The sequence below is a fragment of the Sedimentibacter acidaminivorans genome, assembly GCF_017873955.1.
GTDB lineage: Bacteria > Bacillota > Clostridia > Tissierellales > Sedimentibacteraceae > Sedimentibacter > Sedimentibacter acidaminivorans.
Genome location: NZ_JAGGKS010000001.1, coordinates 377,244 through 395,976, shown reverse-complemented (window position 1 = coordinate 395,976; position 18,733 = coordinate 377,244). Strand labels below are relative to the sequence as shown.

General features: G+C 31.3%; 16 protein-coding genes. 15 read left to right on the top strand and 1 reads right to left on the bottom strand.

The genetic code is table 11. The annotated features are described in order from the left end of the window. Window positions 1-6 precede the first annotated feature (6 nt). Window positions 7-1,611 (top strand): M20/M25/M40 family metallo-hydrolase, encoded by a 1,605-nt coding sequence (locus J2Z76_RS01705; protein WP_209510250.1) that lies wholly within the window; start codon window positions 7-9, stop codon window positions 1,609-1,611. 26 nt (window positions 1,612-1,637) lie between these two features. After that, the gene (locus J2Z76_RS01700; RefSeq protein WP_209510249.1) at window positions 1,638-2,798 is read left to right on the top strand and encodes an NAD(P)-dependent malic enzyme; all 1,161 of its coding nucleotides are present in this window, start codon (window positions 1,638-1,640) and stop codon (window positions 2,796-2,798) included. A 151-nt stretch (window positions 2,799-2,949) separates the two neighbouring features. Here J2Z76_RS01700 and J2Z76_RS01695 read toward each other — a convergent pair whose 3' ends face one another. Then, on the bottom strand, window positions 2,950-4,116 hold the full coding sequence (locus J2Z76_RS01695; RefSeq protein ID WP_209510248.1) for a M20 family metallopeptidase: 1,167 nt from the start codon (window positions 4,114-4,116) through the stop codon (window positions 2,950-2,952). 229 nt (window positions 4,117-4,345) lie between these two features. Between J2Z76_RS01695 and murB the strand changes: the two genes are divergently transcribed. The 13 genes from murB (at window position 4,346) to J2Z76_RS01630 (ending at window position 18,729) form a co-directional block, all read left to right on the top strand. After that, window positions 4,346-5,272, top strand: coding sequence for a UDP-N-acetylmuramate dehydrogenase (gene murB, locus J2Z76_RS01690; protein WP_342455000.1), 927 nt, complete (start codon window positions 4,346-4,348; stop codon window positions 5,270-5,272). A gap of 193 nt (window positions 5,273-5,465) precedes the next feature. Next, on the top strand, window positions 5,466-6,203 hold the full coding sequence (locus J2Z76_RS01685; RefSeq protein ID WP_209510247.1) for a PHP domain-containing protein: 738 nt from the start codon (window positions 5,466-5,468) through the stop codon (window positions 6,201-6,203). Between the two features lie 12 nt (window positions 6,204-6,215). Continuing rightward, window positions 6,216-7,070: an RNase adapter RapZ gene (rapZ, locus tag J2Z76_RS01680; RefSeq protein ID WP_209510246.1), complete on the top strand. Its 855-nt coding sequence runs from the start codon at window positions 6,216-6,218 to the stop codon at window positions 7,068-7,070. A gap of 24 nt (window positions 7,071-7,094) precedes the next feature. Continuing rightward, complete coding sequence (locus tag J2Z76_RS01675; protein ID WP_209510245.1) at window positions 7,095-8,108, top strand: gluconeogenesis factor YvcK family protein; 1,014 nt, start codon at window positions 7,095-7,097, stop codon at window positions 8,106-8,108. Continuing rightward, a complete protein-coding gene (locus J2Z76_RS01670; protein WP_209510244.1) occupies window positions 8,080-9,174 on the top strand; it encodes a SpoIIE family protein phosphatase in 1,095 nt (364 codons plus the stop codon). Before J2Z76_RS01675 ends, J2Z76_RS01670 begins: the two co-directional genes overlap by 29 nt. 21 nt (window positions 9,175-9,195) lie before the next feature. Continuing rightward, a complete protein-coding gene (locus J2Z76_RS01665) occupies window positions 9,196-10,476 on the top strand; it encodes a glucose-6-phosphate isomerase (RefSeq protein ID WP_209510243.1) in 1,281 nt (426 codons plus the stop codon). Between the two features lie 50 nt (window positions 10,477-10,526). Then, complete coding sequence (locus J2Z76_RS01660) at window positions 10,527-11,456, top strand: CvfB family protein (protein ID WP_209510242.1); 930 nt, start codon at window positions 10,527-10,529, stop codon at window positions 11,454-11,456. Window positions 11,457-11,733: 277 nt separating this feature from the next. Beyond that, the gene (gene deoD / locus J2Z76_RS01655; protein ID WP_209510241.1) at window positions 11,734-12,435 is read left to right on the top strand and encodes a purine-nucleoside phosphorylase; all 702 of its coding nucleotides are present in this window, start codon (window positions 11,734-11,736) and stop codon (window positions 12,433-12,435) included. A 47-nt stretch (window positions 12,436-12,482) separates the two neighbouring features. After that, a complete protein-coding gene (locus tag J2Z76_RS01650) occupies window positions 12,483-13,874 on the top strand; it encodes an ADP-ribosylglycohydrolase family protein (RefSeq protein ID WP_209510240.1) in 1,392 nt (463 codons plus the stop codon). Window positions 13,875-13,885: 11 nt separating this feature from the next. Continuing rightward, the gene (locus tag J2Z76_RS01645; protein ID WP_209510239.1) at window positions 13,886-15,052 is read left to right on the top strand and encodes a BMP family lipoprotein; all 1,167 of its coding nucleotides are present in this window, start codon (window positions 13,886-13,888) and stop codon (window positions 15,050-15,052) included. A 138-nt stretch (window positions 15,053-15,190) separates the two neighbouring features. Next, window positions 15,191-16,744 (top strand): ABC transporter ATP-binding protein, encoded by a 1,554-nt coding sequence (locus J2Z76_RS01640; protein ID WP_209510238.1) that lies wholly within the window; start codon window positions 15,191-15,193, stop codon window positions 16,742-16,744. Beyond that, on the top strand, window positions 16,734-17,804 hold the full coding sequence (locus tag J2Z76_RS01635) for an ABC transporter permease (RefSeq protein WP_209510237.1): 1,071 nt from the start codon (window positions 16,734-16,736) through the stop codon (window positions 17,802-17,804). Before J2Z76_RS01640 ends, J2Z76_RS01635 begins: the two co-directional genes overlap by 11 nt. A 1-nt stretch (window position 17,805) precedes the next feature. Then, entirely contained in the window at window positions 17,806-18,729 is a 924-nt protein-coding gene (locus J2Z76_RS01630) for an ABC transporter permease (protein ID WP_209510236.1), read from the top strand. Window positions 18,730-18,733: the final 4 nt, after the last annotated feature.

The window sequence follows — 18,733 nt, the reverse complement described above, 5'->3', positions numbered from 1 at the left end:
GATATTATGATTAATAGTATTAGAGAAATTTTATTCAGGTTAGTATCAGTGCAAAGTGATACTGGAACTTTGAGAGAAATTCAGATGGCAGATTGTATACTAGACATAATAAAAGAACAGAAATATTTTATAGAAAATCCAGATTTGTGTGGAAAGTATTATAATAATGATTTTTTAAATAGACCAGTTGTTTGGGCACTACATAGAGGAAAATCAAAAAGAACAATAGTTTTAACTGGGCATTATGATGCAGTTGAAATTGATTCCTATGGAGCTATTAAAGAATATGCATTAAATCCAGATGAATTAAGAGAAAAGCTAAAGTCAATGAATATAGGTAGTGATGCTAAAAAAGATATTCAAAATCCTGATTGGTATTTTGGTAGAGGAATAAACGACATGAAAGCAGGCATTGCTATAAATCTAGATGCTGTAGCTTCAAGTATAAATGAAGATGTAAATGTTTTGTTTGTTGCAGTTCATGATGAAGAAAATTTATCAGCAGGAATGAGACAATCTGCAAAGCTATTTTGCGAATTAAAGGAAAAATTTGACTTAGATTACAAGCTTATATTAATTACGGAGCCACACATTAGAGACCAAGAAGATAAATTTAAAGTGTTTGTGGGAACAGTTGGTAAGATTATGCCTTCTATAGTAGTTAAAGGTAGAATTGCACATGGTAGCGATGTTATGGAGGGACTTAATTCAACAGTAATTATGTCTGAGATTATTACTAATTTAGAATTAAATCCAGATTTGTGTTCTACAGATATGGGTATGACTACACCGCCTCCTACTGTTTTGTATGCACGGGATTTAAAGGAAATATATGATGTTTCCGTACCAGAGTATAGTGCAATATATTTGAATTATCAGTTTTTAAAAAGCAAAACACCAATTCAAATTCTTGAAGATGTAAAATCTATATGCAATGAATCATTTGATACAATAATTGATAAATATAATAGAGTGTTTGATATTCTTAATAAAAAGGCTTCTTTAAATGGTAAGATTAAAAGAGAATATGGTTGTTTAGTTTATACATTTGAGGAAATAGATAAAATAGCGGAAGAAAACAATGATAATTATAGCGAACTAAAAAAAGAATTATATGAGAAAATATATGAGTTAGTTAGTAACAATAAAATGACAATACAGGATGCGGGAGTTTATATAATAAAATCTATAATTGAACTATCAATGATTACTGAACCTTTAGTTGTAATTGGTTTTATTCCACCATACTATCCGTCAGCCAATAATAGTTATTTAGAAAATAATAATGATAAATATGTTGAGTGTATTGAAAATACTTTAGTTAAAGATTTTGGACTAAAAATTGAAAAAGAAAATTATTTCATGGGTATATGTGATGGAAGCTATACATCATGCACTGACAGAGAAAGCGAAGAAGAAGTTATGTCGAATATGGTAACACCAAATGCTATATACAATATACCATTTGATGACATAGAAAAAATATCGGCTCCTTTCATAGTCGTTGGTCCTTGGGGAAAAGACTATCACACTATTACAGAAAGAGTTTATATGCCAGATGTTGAAACAACAGTACCAGGTATAATAAGAGAACTTATAAATAATATTTAGATAATAAATGAGAGGAAATACAATAAATGAATTATAATGAAGAAGCGTTAAAAATGCATGAAGAGCATAAAGGAAAGATAGAAGTAATAAGTAAAGTAAGGGTTCAAAACAGAGATGACTTAAGCACCGCCTATACTCCTGGTGTTGCAGAACCATGCAGAAAAATCCATGAAAACAAAGACGATGTATATAAATACACAGCAAAAGGAAATCTTGTTGCGGTGTTAACTGATGGTTCTGCTGTATTAGGTTTAGGAAATATTGGTGCTGAGGCAGCTTTACCAGTAATGGAGGGAAAAGCTGTATTATTTAAAAATTTTGCAAATGTTGATGCATTTCCAATATGTGTTGCTTCACAGGATACAGAAGAAATAATAAACACAGCTAAAAATATCGCTCCAGTATTTGGAGGAATCAATCTTGAGGATATTCAAGCTCCAAAATGTTTTGAAATAGAAAAGAGATTGCGAGAATTACTAGATATTCCTGTTTTTCATGATGACCAACATGGAACAGCAGTAGTAGTTTGTGCAGCACTTATAAATGCCTTGAAATTAACTAAAAAATCTATTGGTGATATTAAAGTTGTATTAAATGGGCCAGGTGCAGCAGGTACAGCCATAATAAAAATGATGATTTCTCTAGGGGTAAATAATATAGTAGCATGTGATAGCAAGGGTATAGTAGTCGAAGGACGAGAGGCACAACTAAGCCAATACAAAATAGAGCTTGCTCAAATTACAAACAAAGAAAAATTAAATGGAAGTTTAAAGGATGCTATAGTAGGAGCCGATGTATTCATAGGAACATCTGCACCAAATTCAGTTACTGAAGAAATGATAAAAAGTATGAATAAAGATTCAATAATATTTGCAATGGCTAATCCAATTCCTGAAATTATGCCTGATTTAGCAAAAAAAGCAGGAGCTAAAGTTATTGGAACAGGCAGGTCAGACTTTCCAAATCAAATAAATAATGTTCTTGCTTTCCCAGGAATATTTAGAGGTGCGTTAGATGCAAGGGCAAAAAAAATAACTGAAGAAATGAAGAAAGCAGCAGCCTATGCAATCGCAGGATTAGTTAGTGATGAAGAATTATCAGAAAACTACATAATTCCAGGACCGTTTGACAATAGAGTAGTAGAAGCTGTATCAAAAGCAGTTCAAAAAGCAGCAGCTTTGTTGTAATTACAAAAGTGAAATATTATAACAGCCATGTTACATAGTTTAGTGACATGGCTGTTATAATATTTACTTAGGTTTCCATTTATAATTAGTTTTTTCTGAACCTGCCCAAATTATTTGGTTTCATTGGAATTAGAAGGAGTAAATAGTTCGTTTATTTAACTGTGTTTTCAAATTCTAATTTTATTTTTTCATAAAGGTTAGGGTCGCTTATTACTTTTATTGCAGTCATAACAAGTGCACCTATTGTGTTTTTCATTTGTTCTTTAGCATATGGTGTTAAAGTACTATTAGCCATTTCTCTAGTATGACCAATTACATTTTTATCATTTGTAATATCAAAATATGGATGGATAGTAGGGCATACTTGACTTACTTGTCCGGCATCAATTGATCCAGTACTTTTTGGAGGTTCATTCATAGTTATATTAGCCAAATCAAAAATTTGCTTATTGAATACATTTGACAATGTTTGATTTGTAACCATGTTGTCATAACTAAATTCATATTTTGTAATTTCTAATTTAGTTCCAGTAGCAAGAGCCGCGCCTCTAGCACAATTTTTAACTCTTTCAAGGAGTTCCTTATTGTATGATTTAGTTGTAGAACGAACATAAAACTGGCATTTGCTGTAGTCGGGAACAACATTTGCAGCCTTTCCTCCATCGATTATAACTCCATGAACTCTTGAATCACTACGCATATGCTCTCTCATTGCGTTAACACTGTTAAATGTTGCTATTGCAGCATCCAATGCATTTATACCTTTTTCAGGTGCAGCAGCTGCATGTGCAGTTTGTCCGAAAAACTCAAACTGAATAGGTTCCAATGCAAGTGATGTACCGCTTTTTGCATATTCACTACCTGGATGTGCTATTAATGCTATATCAACATCATCAAATTCATGATTTTCAACATATGTAATTTTTGCGCCACTAGTTTCTTCAGCAGGCGTGCCAAAAACTATTACAGTACCACCTATTTCATCTACTAGTTGTTTTAATACAATTCCAGCACCAGTACTTACGGTACCAAGGAGGTTGTGACCACATCCGTGACCTATCTCGGGTAAGGCATCATATTCTGCCATGTATGCTATAGTTATACCGTCTTTATCCCCCTTATATTCAGCTTTAAAGCCTGTTTCTACACCTGAAAAATTATCTGTAACATTAAAGCCGTATTTTCTAAGTATATCTTTATGTAGCTTGCATGAATTGTACTCTTCGTAACCAAGTTCAGGATGATTATAAATTTGCAAACTTAATTCATTTAGTTCTGGAGTTAATTTGTTAATTAACTCGAATATTTTTTTTTTCATAGATACCTCCAAGGATAGTGTGATTTATATTTTTATAATTAATAAAAATAAGAAAAAAGTAATAATGATACTATAATATTAGCATTATGATAAATCTATGTCAATAATTAAGTTTAAAAATATAATATCTATAAATATTAAGAAAAAAATATGTCTTTAAAAAGATTAAAATAAATGTTAAAATAAAACATATAATTATAGGTATATATAATTAGGAAAGGGTGATTTAGTGGAACATTCAAGAATTATTAATGAACTATACGAAGAGTTGATTTTAAATATAAATGGAAAGGTGCTTAGCGATGAGCCCTTAAAGAATCATACATATTTTAAAATAGGAGGAGGCGCAGATATACTTGTTGAGCCTGACAATGTAGAAGAATTAAAAAAAATATTTGATTTAATAAGAAAATATAAAGTAAACTATTATATAATCGGAAATGGAACAAACTTGTTATTTTCAGACGAGGGATTTAAAGGTATAATTATAAAAATAGGAGATAAATTTAATTATATAAAAAAACAAGATAATTTAATAACTGTTGGAGCAGGAACCCTTTTATCAGTATTATCCAAGTATTTAACAAATGAAAGCCTTGCAGGATTTGAGTTTGCAAGCGGAATTCCTGGATATATAGGCGGGGCTGTTTGTATGAATGCAGGTGCATACGGTGGAGAGATGAAAGATGTTGTTAAAAAAGTTCATTGTATAGATTCTAATGGTAATATGTATAACTTTACTAATGAAGAAATGAATTTTAGCTATAGACACAGCCGAGTTTCTGATACAAATTTATTTGTTATAGAAGTTGAAATAGAGTTAGAATATGGAGATAAGAAGATAATAGAGGATAAAATTAGAGATTTAAATGAGAAAAGAATTTCTAAGCAACCCTTAAATTTACCAAGTGCAGGAAGTACATTTAAAAGACCTAAAGATGGTTACGCATCAAAATTAATTGAAGATGCAGGATTAAAGGGACTTATTTATAGAGGGGCAATGGTTTCTGATAAACACAGCGGTTTTTTAGTTAATTTTGATGATGCATGTTGTGAAGATGTATTGGAACTTATGAGAATAGTAATAAGTGCAGTATATGATAAATTTGGTGTAATGCTAGAACCAGAAATAAAAATAATAGGAACTAAACTGTAATAATATATATATTTTATTTTTCCTGCTTAAATTTTGGAAATTGTTACTTCAATTCTAAAAACAATGGCTCACATCCGCTACGCTAAATGAGCCAAAACTGTTTTTAGAATTTCGTACAATTTCACAAAATATTCGCTAAGTTAAATAAAATATCATATATTATTACCGTAATAGTGAAAAAGAAGGGATTTAAATGAAATTAACTGCAGATTATCATATACATTCAACGTATTCAAAGAATAATCATGGGAAATCAACTATAGAAGAAATAGTGAAAACATCAGTTGAACTTGGACTTAAAGAGATTGCTATAACAGACCATGGACCAAAGCACTTTCTTTATGGAATAAAGAAAAATAAAATAGTTGAGGCTAAAAATAAAATTGAGGAAATGAGAAAAAAATATCCTCAAATAAAAATATTATTTGGTGTGGAATCAAATATATTGAGCATAAATGGCAATACAGATTTAAATGACGACCTTTTAAGTTTATGTGACATAATTTTGTGTGGATATCACTCAGGCGTAGTATTTTCAACATTTAATGATTTGTGGAATTTTCATGTAATGAATTTTTTAGGAAAATTCAATAAAAGAATAAGAGAAAAACAAATAGAAAAAAATACAATAGCTATAATAGGAGCTTTGAATAAATATAATATAAACATTTTAACTCATCCTGGAGATAAGATACCAGTTGATATTGATAAGATTGCATGTATAGCTGAAAAAAGAAACACGATTTTAGAAATAAACAATCATCATCATCATTTGAATTCTGAGGAAATTATAATTGCAGCAAAATATGATGTTCGATTTGTAATAAATAGTGATTCTCATATAAAAGATAGCATCGGTGGATTCACAAATGCAATAAAAGCAGCACAAAAATCAGGACTTGATTTAAACAGAATAATAAATTTAGCATAAGGGAGTGTTATTATGGAGTTTGTAATTTTAACAGGTTTGTCTGGAGCTGGGAAAAGTCAGGCTATTAAAGTTTTGGAAGATATTAATTACTACTGTATGGATAATATGCCTCCAGCACTTTTGCCTAATTTTGCTGAATTATGTAAGGGATCATCTAAAGAAGTAAATAAGGTTGCTGTAGTTGCTGATATAAGGGGAGGCTTTTTTTTCAAAGAACTTTTTAACAGCTTGGAAATATTGAAAAATAAGGGCATAAAGTATAGGATATTGTATTTGGATGCCTCAGACGATGAGTTAGTAAAAAGGTACAAAGAGTTGAGACGTCCTCATCCACTTAGTACAACTGGAACGATAATAGATGGAATTCAAGAAGAAAGAATATTATTGAAGGAAGTTAAACAGAAGTCAGATTATATAATTGATACTTCAAATATGAAACTAGGCAGATTGAAAGAAGAAATATTAAGCATATTTTTAATTGGTAAGATTTCGCATAATTTAAGTGTTACCGTTATGTCATTTGGATACAAATATGGCATACCACAAGATTCGGACTTAGTTTTTGATGTAAGATTTTTACCAAATCCATATTATATTGAAGAATTGAAGTATTATACAGGAAATGATATAAAAGTTCAAGAATATGTTATGGGATTTGAAACAAGTGTTATTTTTGTTGAAAAACTTTTAGATATGTTAGAATTTTTGATGCCCCTCTATGTAAAAGAAGGAAAATCTAATTTAGTAATATCTATAGGATGCACTGGAGGTAAGCATAGATCCGTAACAATTTCAAATAAAATATCAGAATTTTTAAAAGAAAAAAATTACAGGGTCCTAGTGACACATAGAGATTCAATGAAGTAAATTAGAAGAAAAGTGGGGACGTTTATGAAAATAGTAGTTTTTGGTGGGGGAACGGGTCTTTCTATACTAATAAGAGGACTTAAAAAATATACAAAAGATATTTCCGCGGTGGTAACTGTAGCTGATAATGGAGGTGGTTCAGGAGTTCTTAGGGAAGATTTAGGTATGCTTCCACCAGGGGATATGAGAAATTGTATTACAGCCCTAGCAGACATTGAACCTACTATGATAAAATTGTTACAGCATAGGTTTAAAGATGGTTATTTAACAGGGCAGAGCTTTGGAAATTTGTTCATAGCTGCAATGTATGAAATATTTGGAGATTATGAACATGCACTTAAAGAAATTGGAAGTATATTTAGACTTTCCGGCAAAGTTTTACCAATGACATTGCAAGACACTCAACTTAAAGCTTATTTAAGTAATGGCGACTGTATTTTAGGAGAAAAAGATATTCCTGAGTATGTGAGTATGTCAAATAGTTATATTGATAAGGTTACATTGGTTCCGGAAATATGCAAACCATTAGACGAAACCATAAATGATATAAATGATGCAGATATAATAATTTTGGGACCAGGAAGTTTATATACAAGCGTTATACCCAATATTTTAGTTAGTGATATACCAAAACTAATAATTCAGTCTAAGGCAACTGTTTTTTATATTTGTAATGTAATGACACAGCCAGGTGAAACAGATGACTTTGACGTAGTTGACCATGTTAATGCAATAATAAAACATAGCTCTAGGAATTTAATAGATTATGTAATAGCTAATGACGAATTAATATCAGATGATCTTATTCAGAATTATAAATATAAGGGAGCTAGACAGGTTTTAATTGATGAAGACCAAAAAAAGAAGCTTGAAGAAATAAATATAAAAGTAATAAGCAGTAACTTTATAGATATAAGAAAAAATTACATCAGACATAACGCAGAAAAAATAGGTAAAGTACTTTTTAATTATGTCAATGAAAAGAATAATTTAGGAAGGAGTGGTGTATGTGAAACAATCAATCAAAATAATGAGTGAATACCAATTGAGCGTAATTGATGGTATGATTGACTGGGTTAGGGTTATAGATAAAAGAAATATTGTTTTTTTTGCTAACAAGAAAATGAGGGAAGACCTAGGAGATAGCATAGTAGGGAAACTGTGTTATGATGTATTTTGTACTGGAAAAAAATGTGACAATTGTATATCTAATAAAACGTTAAGAGATGGCACCATTCATAGAAAAGAAACAAATTTAAATGGTAAAACATATATGGTTGTATCATCACCTATGATTAACGAGAAAAATGAAATTATAGGTTCTGTTGAAGTTTTTAGAGACATGACAGTAGAAAAAGAGTTAGCACGAAAAATAAGCGAAAAGAACAGAAAAATGAGTGAAGATATTGCATTTTCAAGAAACATGCAAATGAGAATGCTACCTCCAAAAGGAATTTACAATAGCGTTAATATAGATTATTTATATGAATCATCTGAATCTTTAAGCGGTGATTTTTTCGATGTTTTTAATATGGATTCTGATAATGTAGGGATTTATATATGTGATGTAGTAGGGCATGGAGTGACAGCAGCACTTCTTACCATATTTGTTAGACAATCACTTAGGACAATAGCAAAAGGAAGGAACAATGCAGACCAAATAATTGCAGACCTCCATAAAACATTTTTAGCACTTAATTTAGATACAGAAAAATATTTTTCAGTTTTCTTTGGAATATACAATAAAATAACTCATGAGTTTCAATTTGTAAATGCTGGGCATAATTCTATTCCAATTCTTTTGAGAAGTGGTACAAAAGAGATAGAGATGCTTGAATCTAGAGGATATCCAATATGTAATATATTTGATAGCGTTGAGTATGATATAAAAACTGTAAAATTAAACGAAGGAGATAAATTGTTTTTTTATACCGATGGCATAACTGAAGCGAGGGATATATTTGGACAAGAATTTGGTGTTGAAAAACTTATAAAAATAATTAATAGTTCAGATAGTATTTTAAAGGAATTGAAATCGTCACTTTCATCTTATAGTGATGTGCAAAAAGATGATTACGCTATACTTATGGCAGAAATTATATAAAATAAAGAGAGGGGTATCTAAGTGAAGAAAATTGCACTTGATTTAAAAGGAAGCTTTGTAACACATGAAGAATTGCAAAACATGAAGCCACAAATAATGGAGGCTCAAAAAACTCTTTTGAATGGTAGTGGAATAAGTAGCGATATGATAGGTTGGGTTGATTACATGAACAACTATGATGAGGTAGAATATGAAGAGATAAAAGCATCAGCTAGTTATATTATAAATAATAGCGACGCGATTATTCTACTGGGCATAGGAGGATCATACCTTGGGGCAAGAGCTTCCATAGAAGCTATAAGGGGGGATTTTCACAATGAATTATGTAAACCACAAGTTTATTATGCTGGTCAAAACTTAAGTGGAGCGTATTTGAAAAATTTGTTGGAAGTTGTTAAAACTAAAAAAGTATGTATAATTGTGGTATCAAAATCTGGAACTACATTAGAAACAGCTTTAGTATTTAGAATAATAAGAGATATGATGGACGAAAAGTATAAAGAACAATCAAAAAATCGTATATTTGTTGTCACTGATGAGAAAAAGGGTGCTTTAAAGAGTCTTTCTGAATTATATGGCTATAAAGCATTTAAAATACCTGATAATATTGGAGGAAGGTATTCTGTAATTACACCAGTAGGGCTTTTGCCTATGGCTGCAGCAGGACTTGATACTGATAAGTTTATAGAAGGGCTTAGGGATGCATCGAATGAATATCAAACTACTGATTTTGAAAATAATATTTGTTGTTTGTATGCGGCTGCAAGAAATATATTAAATAAAAAAGGTAAGGAAGTAGAAATACTTGTAGGGTATGAGCCATCAATTATATCAATAGCAGAATGGTGGAAACAGTTGTTTGGTGAAAGTGAAGGTAAAAATGAACAAGGAATATTTCCAGCATCATTAAACTTTACTACAGATTTACATTCTATGGGTCAATTTGTTCAAGAAGGTAAAAAAATAATTTTTGAAACAACTATAGTGACAGAACAGCCCAAAGGTGATATAGTAGTACCTGCTGACTCAAATGACTTTGATAAATTAAATTATTTGTCTGGAAGAACATTTAATGACATAAATGATAAGGCGTTTGAAGGAACATTTATGGCACATAATGAAGGCAAAGTACCAGGCATAGTAATAAAGGTGCCAGAAATGAATGAATTTTACTTAGGCAAACTTTTTTACTTTTTCATGATGACATGTGCAATTAGTGGGTATACTAACAATATAGATCCATTTACACAGCCTGGAGTTGAAAATTATAAGAAAAACATGTTTAGATTGTTAGGAAAATAGCAATGAAAACAAGGGGAAGTCTCCTTGTCTGTAGAAAGGAAGGTGAGAAAATGATTAAACTTGGAGAAATACAAGAACTTGAAGTAGTTAAGAAGATGGATTTTGGAGTTTATTTAAAAAGCTCTGAAGATGTAAAAGGTGAAAACAAAATACTGTTGCCAAAAAAACAAGTACCTGAAAATACAGAAATAGGTGATAAAATATCTGTTTTTGTGTACAGAGATTCAAATGATAGGGTAATATCTACAGTAAACAAACCTAAGATAGTAATAGGGGAAATAGGATTTTTAAAAGTTGTAGAATTATCTAAAATAGGAGCCTTTTTAAACTGGGGGTTAGAAAAAGATTTGTTTCTACCATATAAAGAACAAATTGGTGAAATTAGAAATAATGGTGAATACATGGTTGGTCTATACGTTGACAAATCAGATAGATTGTGTGCTACTATGAACTTATTTAAAGTTCTTAGAACGGATTCACCATATAAAGTAAATGACATTGTGAAGGGAACTGTATTTAGTTTAAAAAGAGGACTTGGAGCAATGGTTGCTGTAGAAGGAAAATATTTAGGTTTGATACACGAGGGAGAAATACTTAAACCCTTGAGATCTGGAGATGATGTTGAAGTAAGAATAAGTCATATTAAAGAAGATGGAAAACTTGACTTAAGCTTGAAGGATGCGCCAAAGTTGCAGATAGATAGGGATGGGGATAGAATTTTTAATGCGCTTGCAAAGAATAAAGGACAACTTCCTTTAAATGATAATAGTAACCCAGCTAAAATAAGTGAAATGCTTGGTATGAGTAAAAGTTCATTTAAAAAAGGAGTAGGTAGGCTAATGAAAAGAGGAATGGTTGAAATTACCAAAGATGGTATAAAACTATCAAATAAAAAAGAAAAACCTATTTTCGATAGCAAAGATAATAACAAGATGGGCAAAAATTTTAAAAGCCCTAGTAATAAAAAATTAAAAAAATAAAGTGACATTTAATTCAAACTATTGACAAAATGGTATTATGGAAGTACAATTTATATGTATTTTCTATGAATATACTAAAAATATCACTATTTATAACATTAGAAAAGGTAATAGAAGAATGAATGATAATCTATACACTTGATGAAAGTTTTCCTGCTGAATATTATATTATTAAACAATTATACATTATGGCTTTAATAAGGAAAAATTATCAAGGAGAGTATAGATTTTTTTAACTAAATATTTAGGATAAAACTAAAAATAAAGGAGATATAATATGACAACACCACATAATAGTGCAATTAAAGGAAATATAGCAGAAACAGTATTGTTGCCTGGAGATCCACTAAGAGCAAAATTTATTGCAGAAAATTTTTTGCAGGATGTTGAGCAATTTAATGCAGTAAGAAATATGTTTGGATACACAGGTACTTACAATGGAAAAAGAGTATCAGTAATGGGCACAGGAATGGGATGTGCATCAATAGGAATATACTCATATGAGTTAATACATATGTATGGAGTTAAAAATTTAATTCGTATAGGATCATGCGGTGCATATGATGAAAATCTAAAGTTGTTTGATATAGTATTGGCTATAGGAGCAAGCACAGATACTAACTTTGCATATCAATATGATTTGCCTGGTACTTTTTCTGCGACAGCATCATGGGAACTTTTATCAAATGCTAAAAAGATTGCTGATGAAAATGGTATACATACAGTAGTTGGAAATATAGTAACATCAGATGTGTTTTACCATGACAGTCCAGATGATTGGAAAAGATGGGCAAAGATGGGTATTGTTGCAGCTGAAATGGAAAGCTACGCACTATATTGTAATGCTTCAAGAGCAGGAGTTAATGCACTTACTATATTAACAGTATCTGATTCTATAGCAAGACAATCAGAAACCACACCAGAACAAAGAGAAAAAGGGTTTAAAGATATGATGAAAATTGCTTTGGAATTAGCATAAACTCATTGTTGCAAAAAAGGAAAACTAACAACGGAAAGGAAGAAAATATGAAAGCATGGGAAATTGCATATGATATATTTTCAAATGCTAAACCAAGAATTTTAAACAGTGAAGATCAAGGATGGAGTTCTCTTAAAGCTGTTTCTGATTTCTATGACGCTCAATTGTCTTTAGATTGGTCAAGCAATGTGCCAGGGTCTGGAGCACCAGAAAAAATAATGGTGGCATCAATACAAGCACTAGAAAATAGAGGATATATCGTAGAGAATGGATATGAACTTTTAGAAAGAGGAGTAAAGGCTCATTCAGAGGGAGATAATATAGAGTTACAAAAAATTTCAGCTGAAATGAGAAATACATTTTTAAATGTAAAGAAAAATGAAGAATCTGATTATTGGAAATTTAAACAATACAATAGCTTTGAAGAATATAAAAAAAGTGTATTTTTTAAAGAATCAGTAGAAGTTAATGTAAATACAGATAAATTTAAAGATCAAATAAAGGCTGCATGGATGTCACAACTAATTGGTGCAGCAATGGGAACAATGGTAGAAGGATATACATCTAAAAATTTGTATAACGCCTTTGGTGATGTAAAAGATTATATAAGAGAACCTAATACTTATAATGATGACATAACCTTCGAAATTGCATTTCTTGATGCATTCAAGCAAAAAGGCTATAATTTGACGTCTAAAGATATCGCTTTATCGTGGATTGGCTTAATTCCATGTGGATGGTCAGCAGAAGAAATAGCTTTAAGAAATATTAGGGCTGGATTGATGCCACCAGAAAGCGCTAAATTTAACAATCCTTTCAATGAGTGGATTGGTGCACAAATGAGAGGTGCAGTATGCGGCATGGTTGCGCCGGGAAACCCACTACTTGCAGCAGAGCTAGCTTGGAAAGATGGAGAAGTATCCCATGCCAACAATGGTATATTAGGTGAGATATTTAATGCAGTTTTAATTTCTATGGCTTTTGTGTCAAGTGACATAAAAGAAATAGTTAAATCATCAATAGATTTAATACCAGCTGATAGTGAATATTATTCTGTAGTTCGCTTTGCATATGATAGCTGTCTAAAACATAAAGATTGGCATGATGCATTAGAAGAATGCGAACAGAAATATATAAAATATAACTGGATACATGCGTATCCAAATGCTTGCTGTGAAGTTATAGCACTTATGTATGGTGAAGGCGACTATGAAAAAACACTAAATATTGTAACAATGTGTGGTATAGACGCAGATTGTAATGCAGGTATGATTATGCCTGTACTAGGAATTCAACAGGGAATGCGTATCATTCCAAAAAGACTCATTCATCCAGCTTTTGACAAACTCATAACATATATGAGGGGTTATGATGAAATTAATCTGGAAGATTTAGTCGATGATACTTTATATTACATAAAGAATGCTAAAAAAAATTAGGAGGAACAAAAATGAAAAAAGTTTTATCGCTATTACTAGTAGTAGTTATGATTTTCTCTTTGGCTGCTTGTGCTCAAAAACCTGCAGAAACACCATCTACAGAAACTCCTGCTACAGAAACTCCAGCTACAGAAACACCTGCAGCTGATGCAAAGCCATACAAGGCAGCACTTTTGTTAAATGGAACATTAGGAGACAAATCATTCTTTGATTCAGCAAATGAAGGACTTCAAAAACTTAAAGATGAATTAGGTGCTGACAAATTTGATTTCAAAGTTGAGCAAATGGGAGCTACTGCTGCCGATGAGCCAAAATGGGAACCTACATTATTAGATTACTGTGACACTGGAGAATATGATGTTATAATTATAGGAACTTGGCAAATGTATGAAGCACTTTCTGCAGCAGCTCAAGAATTCCCAGATCAAAAATTTATATTCTTTGATGAAACATTCAATGAGTTCGATACAGGAAACTTTAATAATATTTATAATGTAATGTACAAACAAAACGAAGTTTCATTCTTAGTTGGAGCAGCAGCTGCTATGATGACTACTGATGAAAATCTTCCAATGATAGACCCATCAAATAAAATGATTGGTTTCTTAGGTGGAATGGAAAACTCAATAATCCAAGACTTTTTAGTTGGATATATCCAAGGAGCTAAACATGTTGAGCCTGAAATAAAAGTTGCAATAGCTTTTGTTGGAAACTTTTATGATTCAGCAGCAGGTAAAGACCTTGCATTAGTACAATATCAAAATGGTGTAGACGTTGGATACAATGTTGCTGGTTCAGCAGGATTAGGTCAAATAGATGCAGCAGTAGATGCTAAAAGATATGCAATTGGAGTTGACTCAGACCAAGCTGCTTTATTACCAGAAAAAGCAGAATTCATTCCTACTTCAGCACTTAAAAATGTTGGAAATTCATTATTCAGAGCTATTCAAATGGACATGGAAGGAAAACTTCAATATGGTGCTGTTGAAAAGTTAGGATTTTCTGAAGGTGGAGTTGAGTTAGTAAAAGATGCTCATTATGAAGAAATGGTTCCTGAAAATATCAGAACAAAAATTGATGAGTTTGAACAACAAATTATTTCTGGAGATATAGTTGTTGATACTTCAGCTGGAAAAACTACTGAAGAAATAAAAGCAATTATGGATTCAGTAAAATAGTATATAGTTATCTATGATTGTGAGTCAGGTGGTATATCCACCTGACTATTGCAAGTCTATCATTAATAATTAAGAATTGCTAACTAGTTTTAGCTATCGATTGTTAGTTATTAATTAAAAAAATTGGAGGGATAAGGATTGAGCAATAAAGTGTTGCAGATGAATCACATAATGAAAATATACCCTAATGGAGTAGTTGCTGTAGAAGATGTTACTTTTGAACTTATAAAAGGCGAAATACATGCTTTGTTGGGAGAAAATGGAGCAGGAAAATCTACACTTATGAAGGTTTTGTTTGGTATTGAATCTCCAGAACAGGGACAAATAATTTTAAATGACAAAGAAACTACTGTTAAATCTCCACAAGATGCAATAAGTAAAGGTATTGGAATGGTTCATCAACATTTTATGCTTGTTCCGTCACTAACTGTTGCAGAAAATATAGTATTAGGTGTGGAACCAGCAAAAAGTAAAATGTTTATTGATATGGACAAGGCAGTTGAAATTTCTAAAGAAATAGCTAAAAAGTATAATTTTGAAATAGATGTTACATCTAAGGTTGAAGAGCTTCCTGTTGGTATAAAACAAAAAGTGGAAATTTTAAAGGCGTTGTATAGAGGTGCAGATGTTTTAATACTAGACGAACCAACAGCAGTTTTAACTCCACAAGAAACAGATGAGTTATTTATTCAGCTTAAAAAGCTTAAGGAAAAGGGTCATACAATAATTTTCATATCTCATAAATTAGACGAAATAAAAGAAATTTGCGATAGGGCAACAATAATGAGAAATGGAAAAAGCAAAGGTACTCACAATGTAGCTGATATTTCAACTACTGAAATGTCTAGACTCATGGTTGGTAGAGATGTTGTTCTTTCCTTTGATAAAAAACCTATAGAACTTAAAGATACAGTAATGAAAGTTAGAAATCTAACGGTTAAAGGTTCTACAGGCGTTTTAAGAGTAGATGATTTATCTTTTGACTTAAAGGCTGGAGAAATATTTGGAATAGCTGGAGTTGAGGGAAATGGACAAGGTCATCTAGTTGAGGCTATAACAGGACTTAATAAAAAATATAACGGTGAAATACTTGTTTTTGATGAAGATATAAAAAAACATAGTATTAAACAAATTAGAGAAAGCGGTATGGCGCATATACCAGAAGATAGAATGACACTTGGTTGTGCAAAAAACATGAATATTTTAGATAATATATTATCTAATCAATTTGATAGCAAAGAGTTGTCTGGAAAAGTAATGTTAAAGTCTAAAAAAATTCAGGAAAGAGTAAACGAATTAATCAAAGAGTATTTAGTAAAATGTAAATCATCTAAGCAAAATGTAGGAATGCTTTCTGGAGGAAATATTCAGAAGGTTGTTGTAGCAAGAGAATTTTCTACTAACCCCAAAATTATTATTGCAAATCAACCTACTAGAGGTATAGATGTTGGTGCAGCATCATTTATTAGACAAAGAATTATAGAGTATAGAGATGCAGGATGTGCTGTTATACTTATTTCAGCAGATTTGAATGAGGTTTTTGAATTAAGTGATAGATTAGCTGTTATGTATAAAGGAAAGTTTGCAGGTGTATTTAAAGATGTAGATAGTGTCACTGAAATAGAGTTAGGAAAGTATATGCTAGGAATTAAGCATGATGACAGATTGGAGGGAATCATATATGAACAGTAATACTAAATTTAATATACTTAGAACTTTGCTATCTGTTGGAATTGCATTATTAATTTCATTTATATTAATACTTCTTACAAGTCATGAGCCAGTAAAAGCCGTTGTTAAGTTGCTTACAGGACCACTTGAAAGCACAAGACGTTTTGGAAATGTTATTGAGGCAATGATTCCATTAATATTTACAGGTGTAGGGGTAAGTATTATGTTTTCAGCTAATCAAATAAATTTAGCTGGAGAAGGGTCGTTTCATATAGGAGGACTTGTTGCTACTGTAATAGCTCTAAATACAACACTCCCTGCTGGAATAAGCCCGATTGTTTGTATATTATTAGCAGGTATAGCAGGTTCATTAGTCACTGCAATACCAGCAGTTTTAAAAATAAAAACCGAATCAGACATTCTAGTTTCATCCTTGATGATGAATTATTTGATATTGTATTTTTCAAATTATATATTAAGCTATTTTATTAAAGATCCTTCAGCAGGCTCCGTTGTATCATATGCAGTGCCTGAAATGACACAGTTTAGTACAATATTTGCTGGAACAAGAATACATATAGGCTTGTTTATAGCTATTGTTGTAGCATTGTTAGGATATGTATTTTTATACAAAACTAAATTAGGTTATGAACTTAGAGTTACAGGTGAAAATCAGGATTTTGCAAGGTATTCAGGTATTAATGTGTTAAAGATTACGTTAATTTCAAGCTTGCTTGGTGGATTCGTTATTGGATTAGGTGGAGGAGTTGAAATTCTTGGTATGTATAGTAGATTTTCTTGGACTTCTCTATTAGGATATGGCTGGGATGCGATAATAATAACAACACTAGCAAAAAAGAATCCTTTATATGTACCATTTGCAGCATTTTTCTTGGCTTATTTAAGAACAGGGGCATCAATAATGTCTCGTTCTACAGATGTAGCAACTGAAATTGTAATAATAACACAAGGGTTAATAATACTTTTAGTTGTAGCAGAACAATTCTTAAGTAAATATAAGCATAAAATGATAGCAAAAGAAGCAAAAGCTACTTTAGGCAATGTAAAGGAGGTTGAATAATATGATTTTAAATGCTCTTTTATCACCAGAATTTTTTAATGCAGCATTAAGAGCAACAACACCTATATTATTTGCAACATTGGCTTCGGCAGTTGCTTCTAAATCAGGTATAATTAATATGGCACTTGAAGGTATTATGCTTTTCTCAGCTTTATTTGGAGTTTTATTTAGTGCAGCATTTCAAAGTGCGTGGTTAGGTCTTTTTGTAACAATGATTTTAGGTGGTTTTATAGGTTTTGTACTTGCGTTTTTTGTACTTAAACTTAAAACTGATGAGATACTTGCTGCTATAGCAATAAACTTAATAGCTACAGGCGGAACGGTTTTTTTAATGCTTACAGTATCAGGAGACAGAGGTGTTTCATCTTCAATTAAAAGCTTACAGTTACCTAGAGTTGCTTTGCCATTAATAGAGAATATTCCTTTCTTAGGTGAAATTATTTCAAATCAAAATATATTGACATATATATCATTGATTATGGTAGTAGTTGTTCATATATTTTTATATAAGACACCATTAGGGCTTAGAATTAGAGCAGTAGGTGAAAATAAAGATGCTGCTGAATCCGTTGGTATAAGTTCTCAAAAAATTCAATTTACAGCATTGATTATTAGTGGGTTACTTGCAGCTATGGGAGGATTTTTCCTTTCAGGAGGATACATGACATATTTTACAAAAGATATGAGTGCAGGAAGAGGTTTTATTGCCTTAGCAGCAAGTACAATGGGTGGAAATACACCTATAGGAGGTTTTTTAGTATCACTTCTATTTGGTGCAGCACAAGCATTTTCAAATATAATGCAGATGGGTGCATCCTTGCCATATGAATTAGTTCAAATGCTTCCATATGCAACTACATTGATTGGACTTGGAATTTACAGCTACAGTTTAATGAAAAAAAGACATAGACTTAGCGGCAAGTAACGGT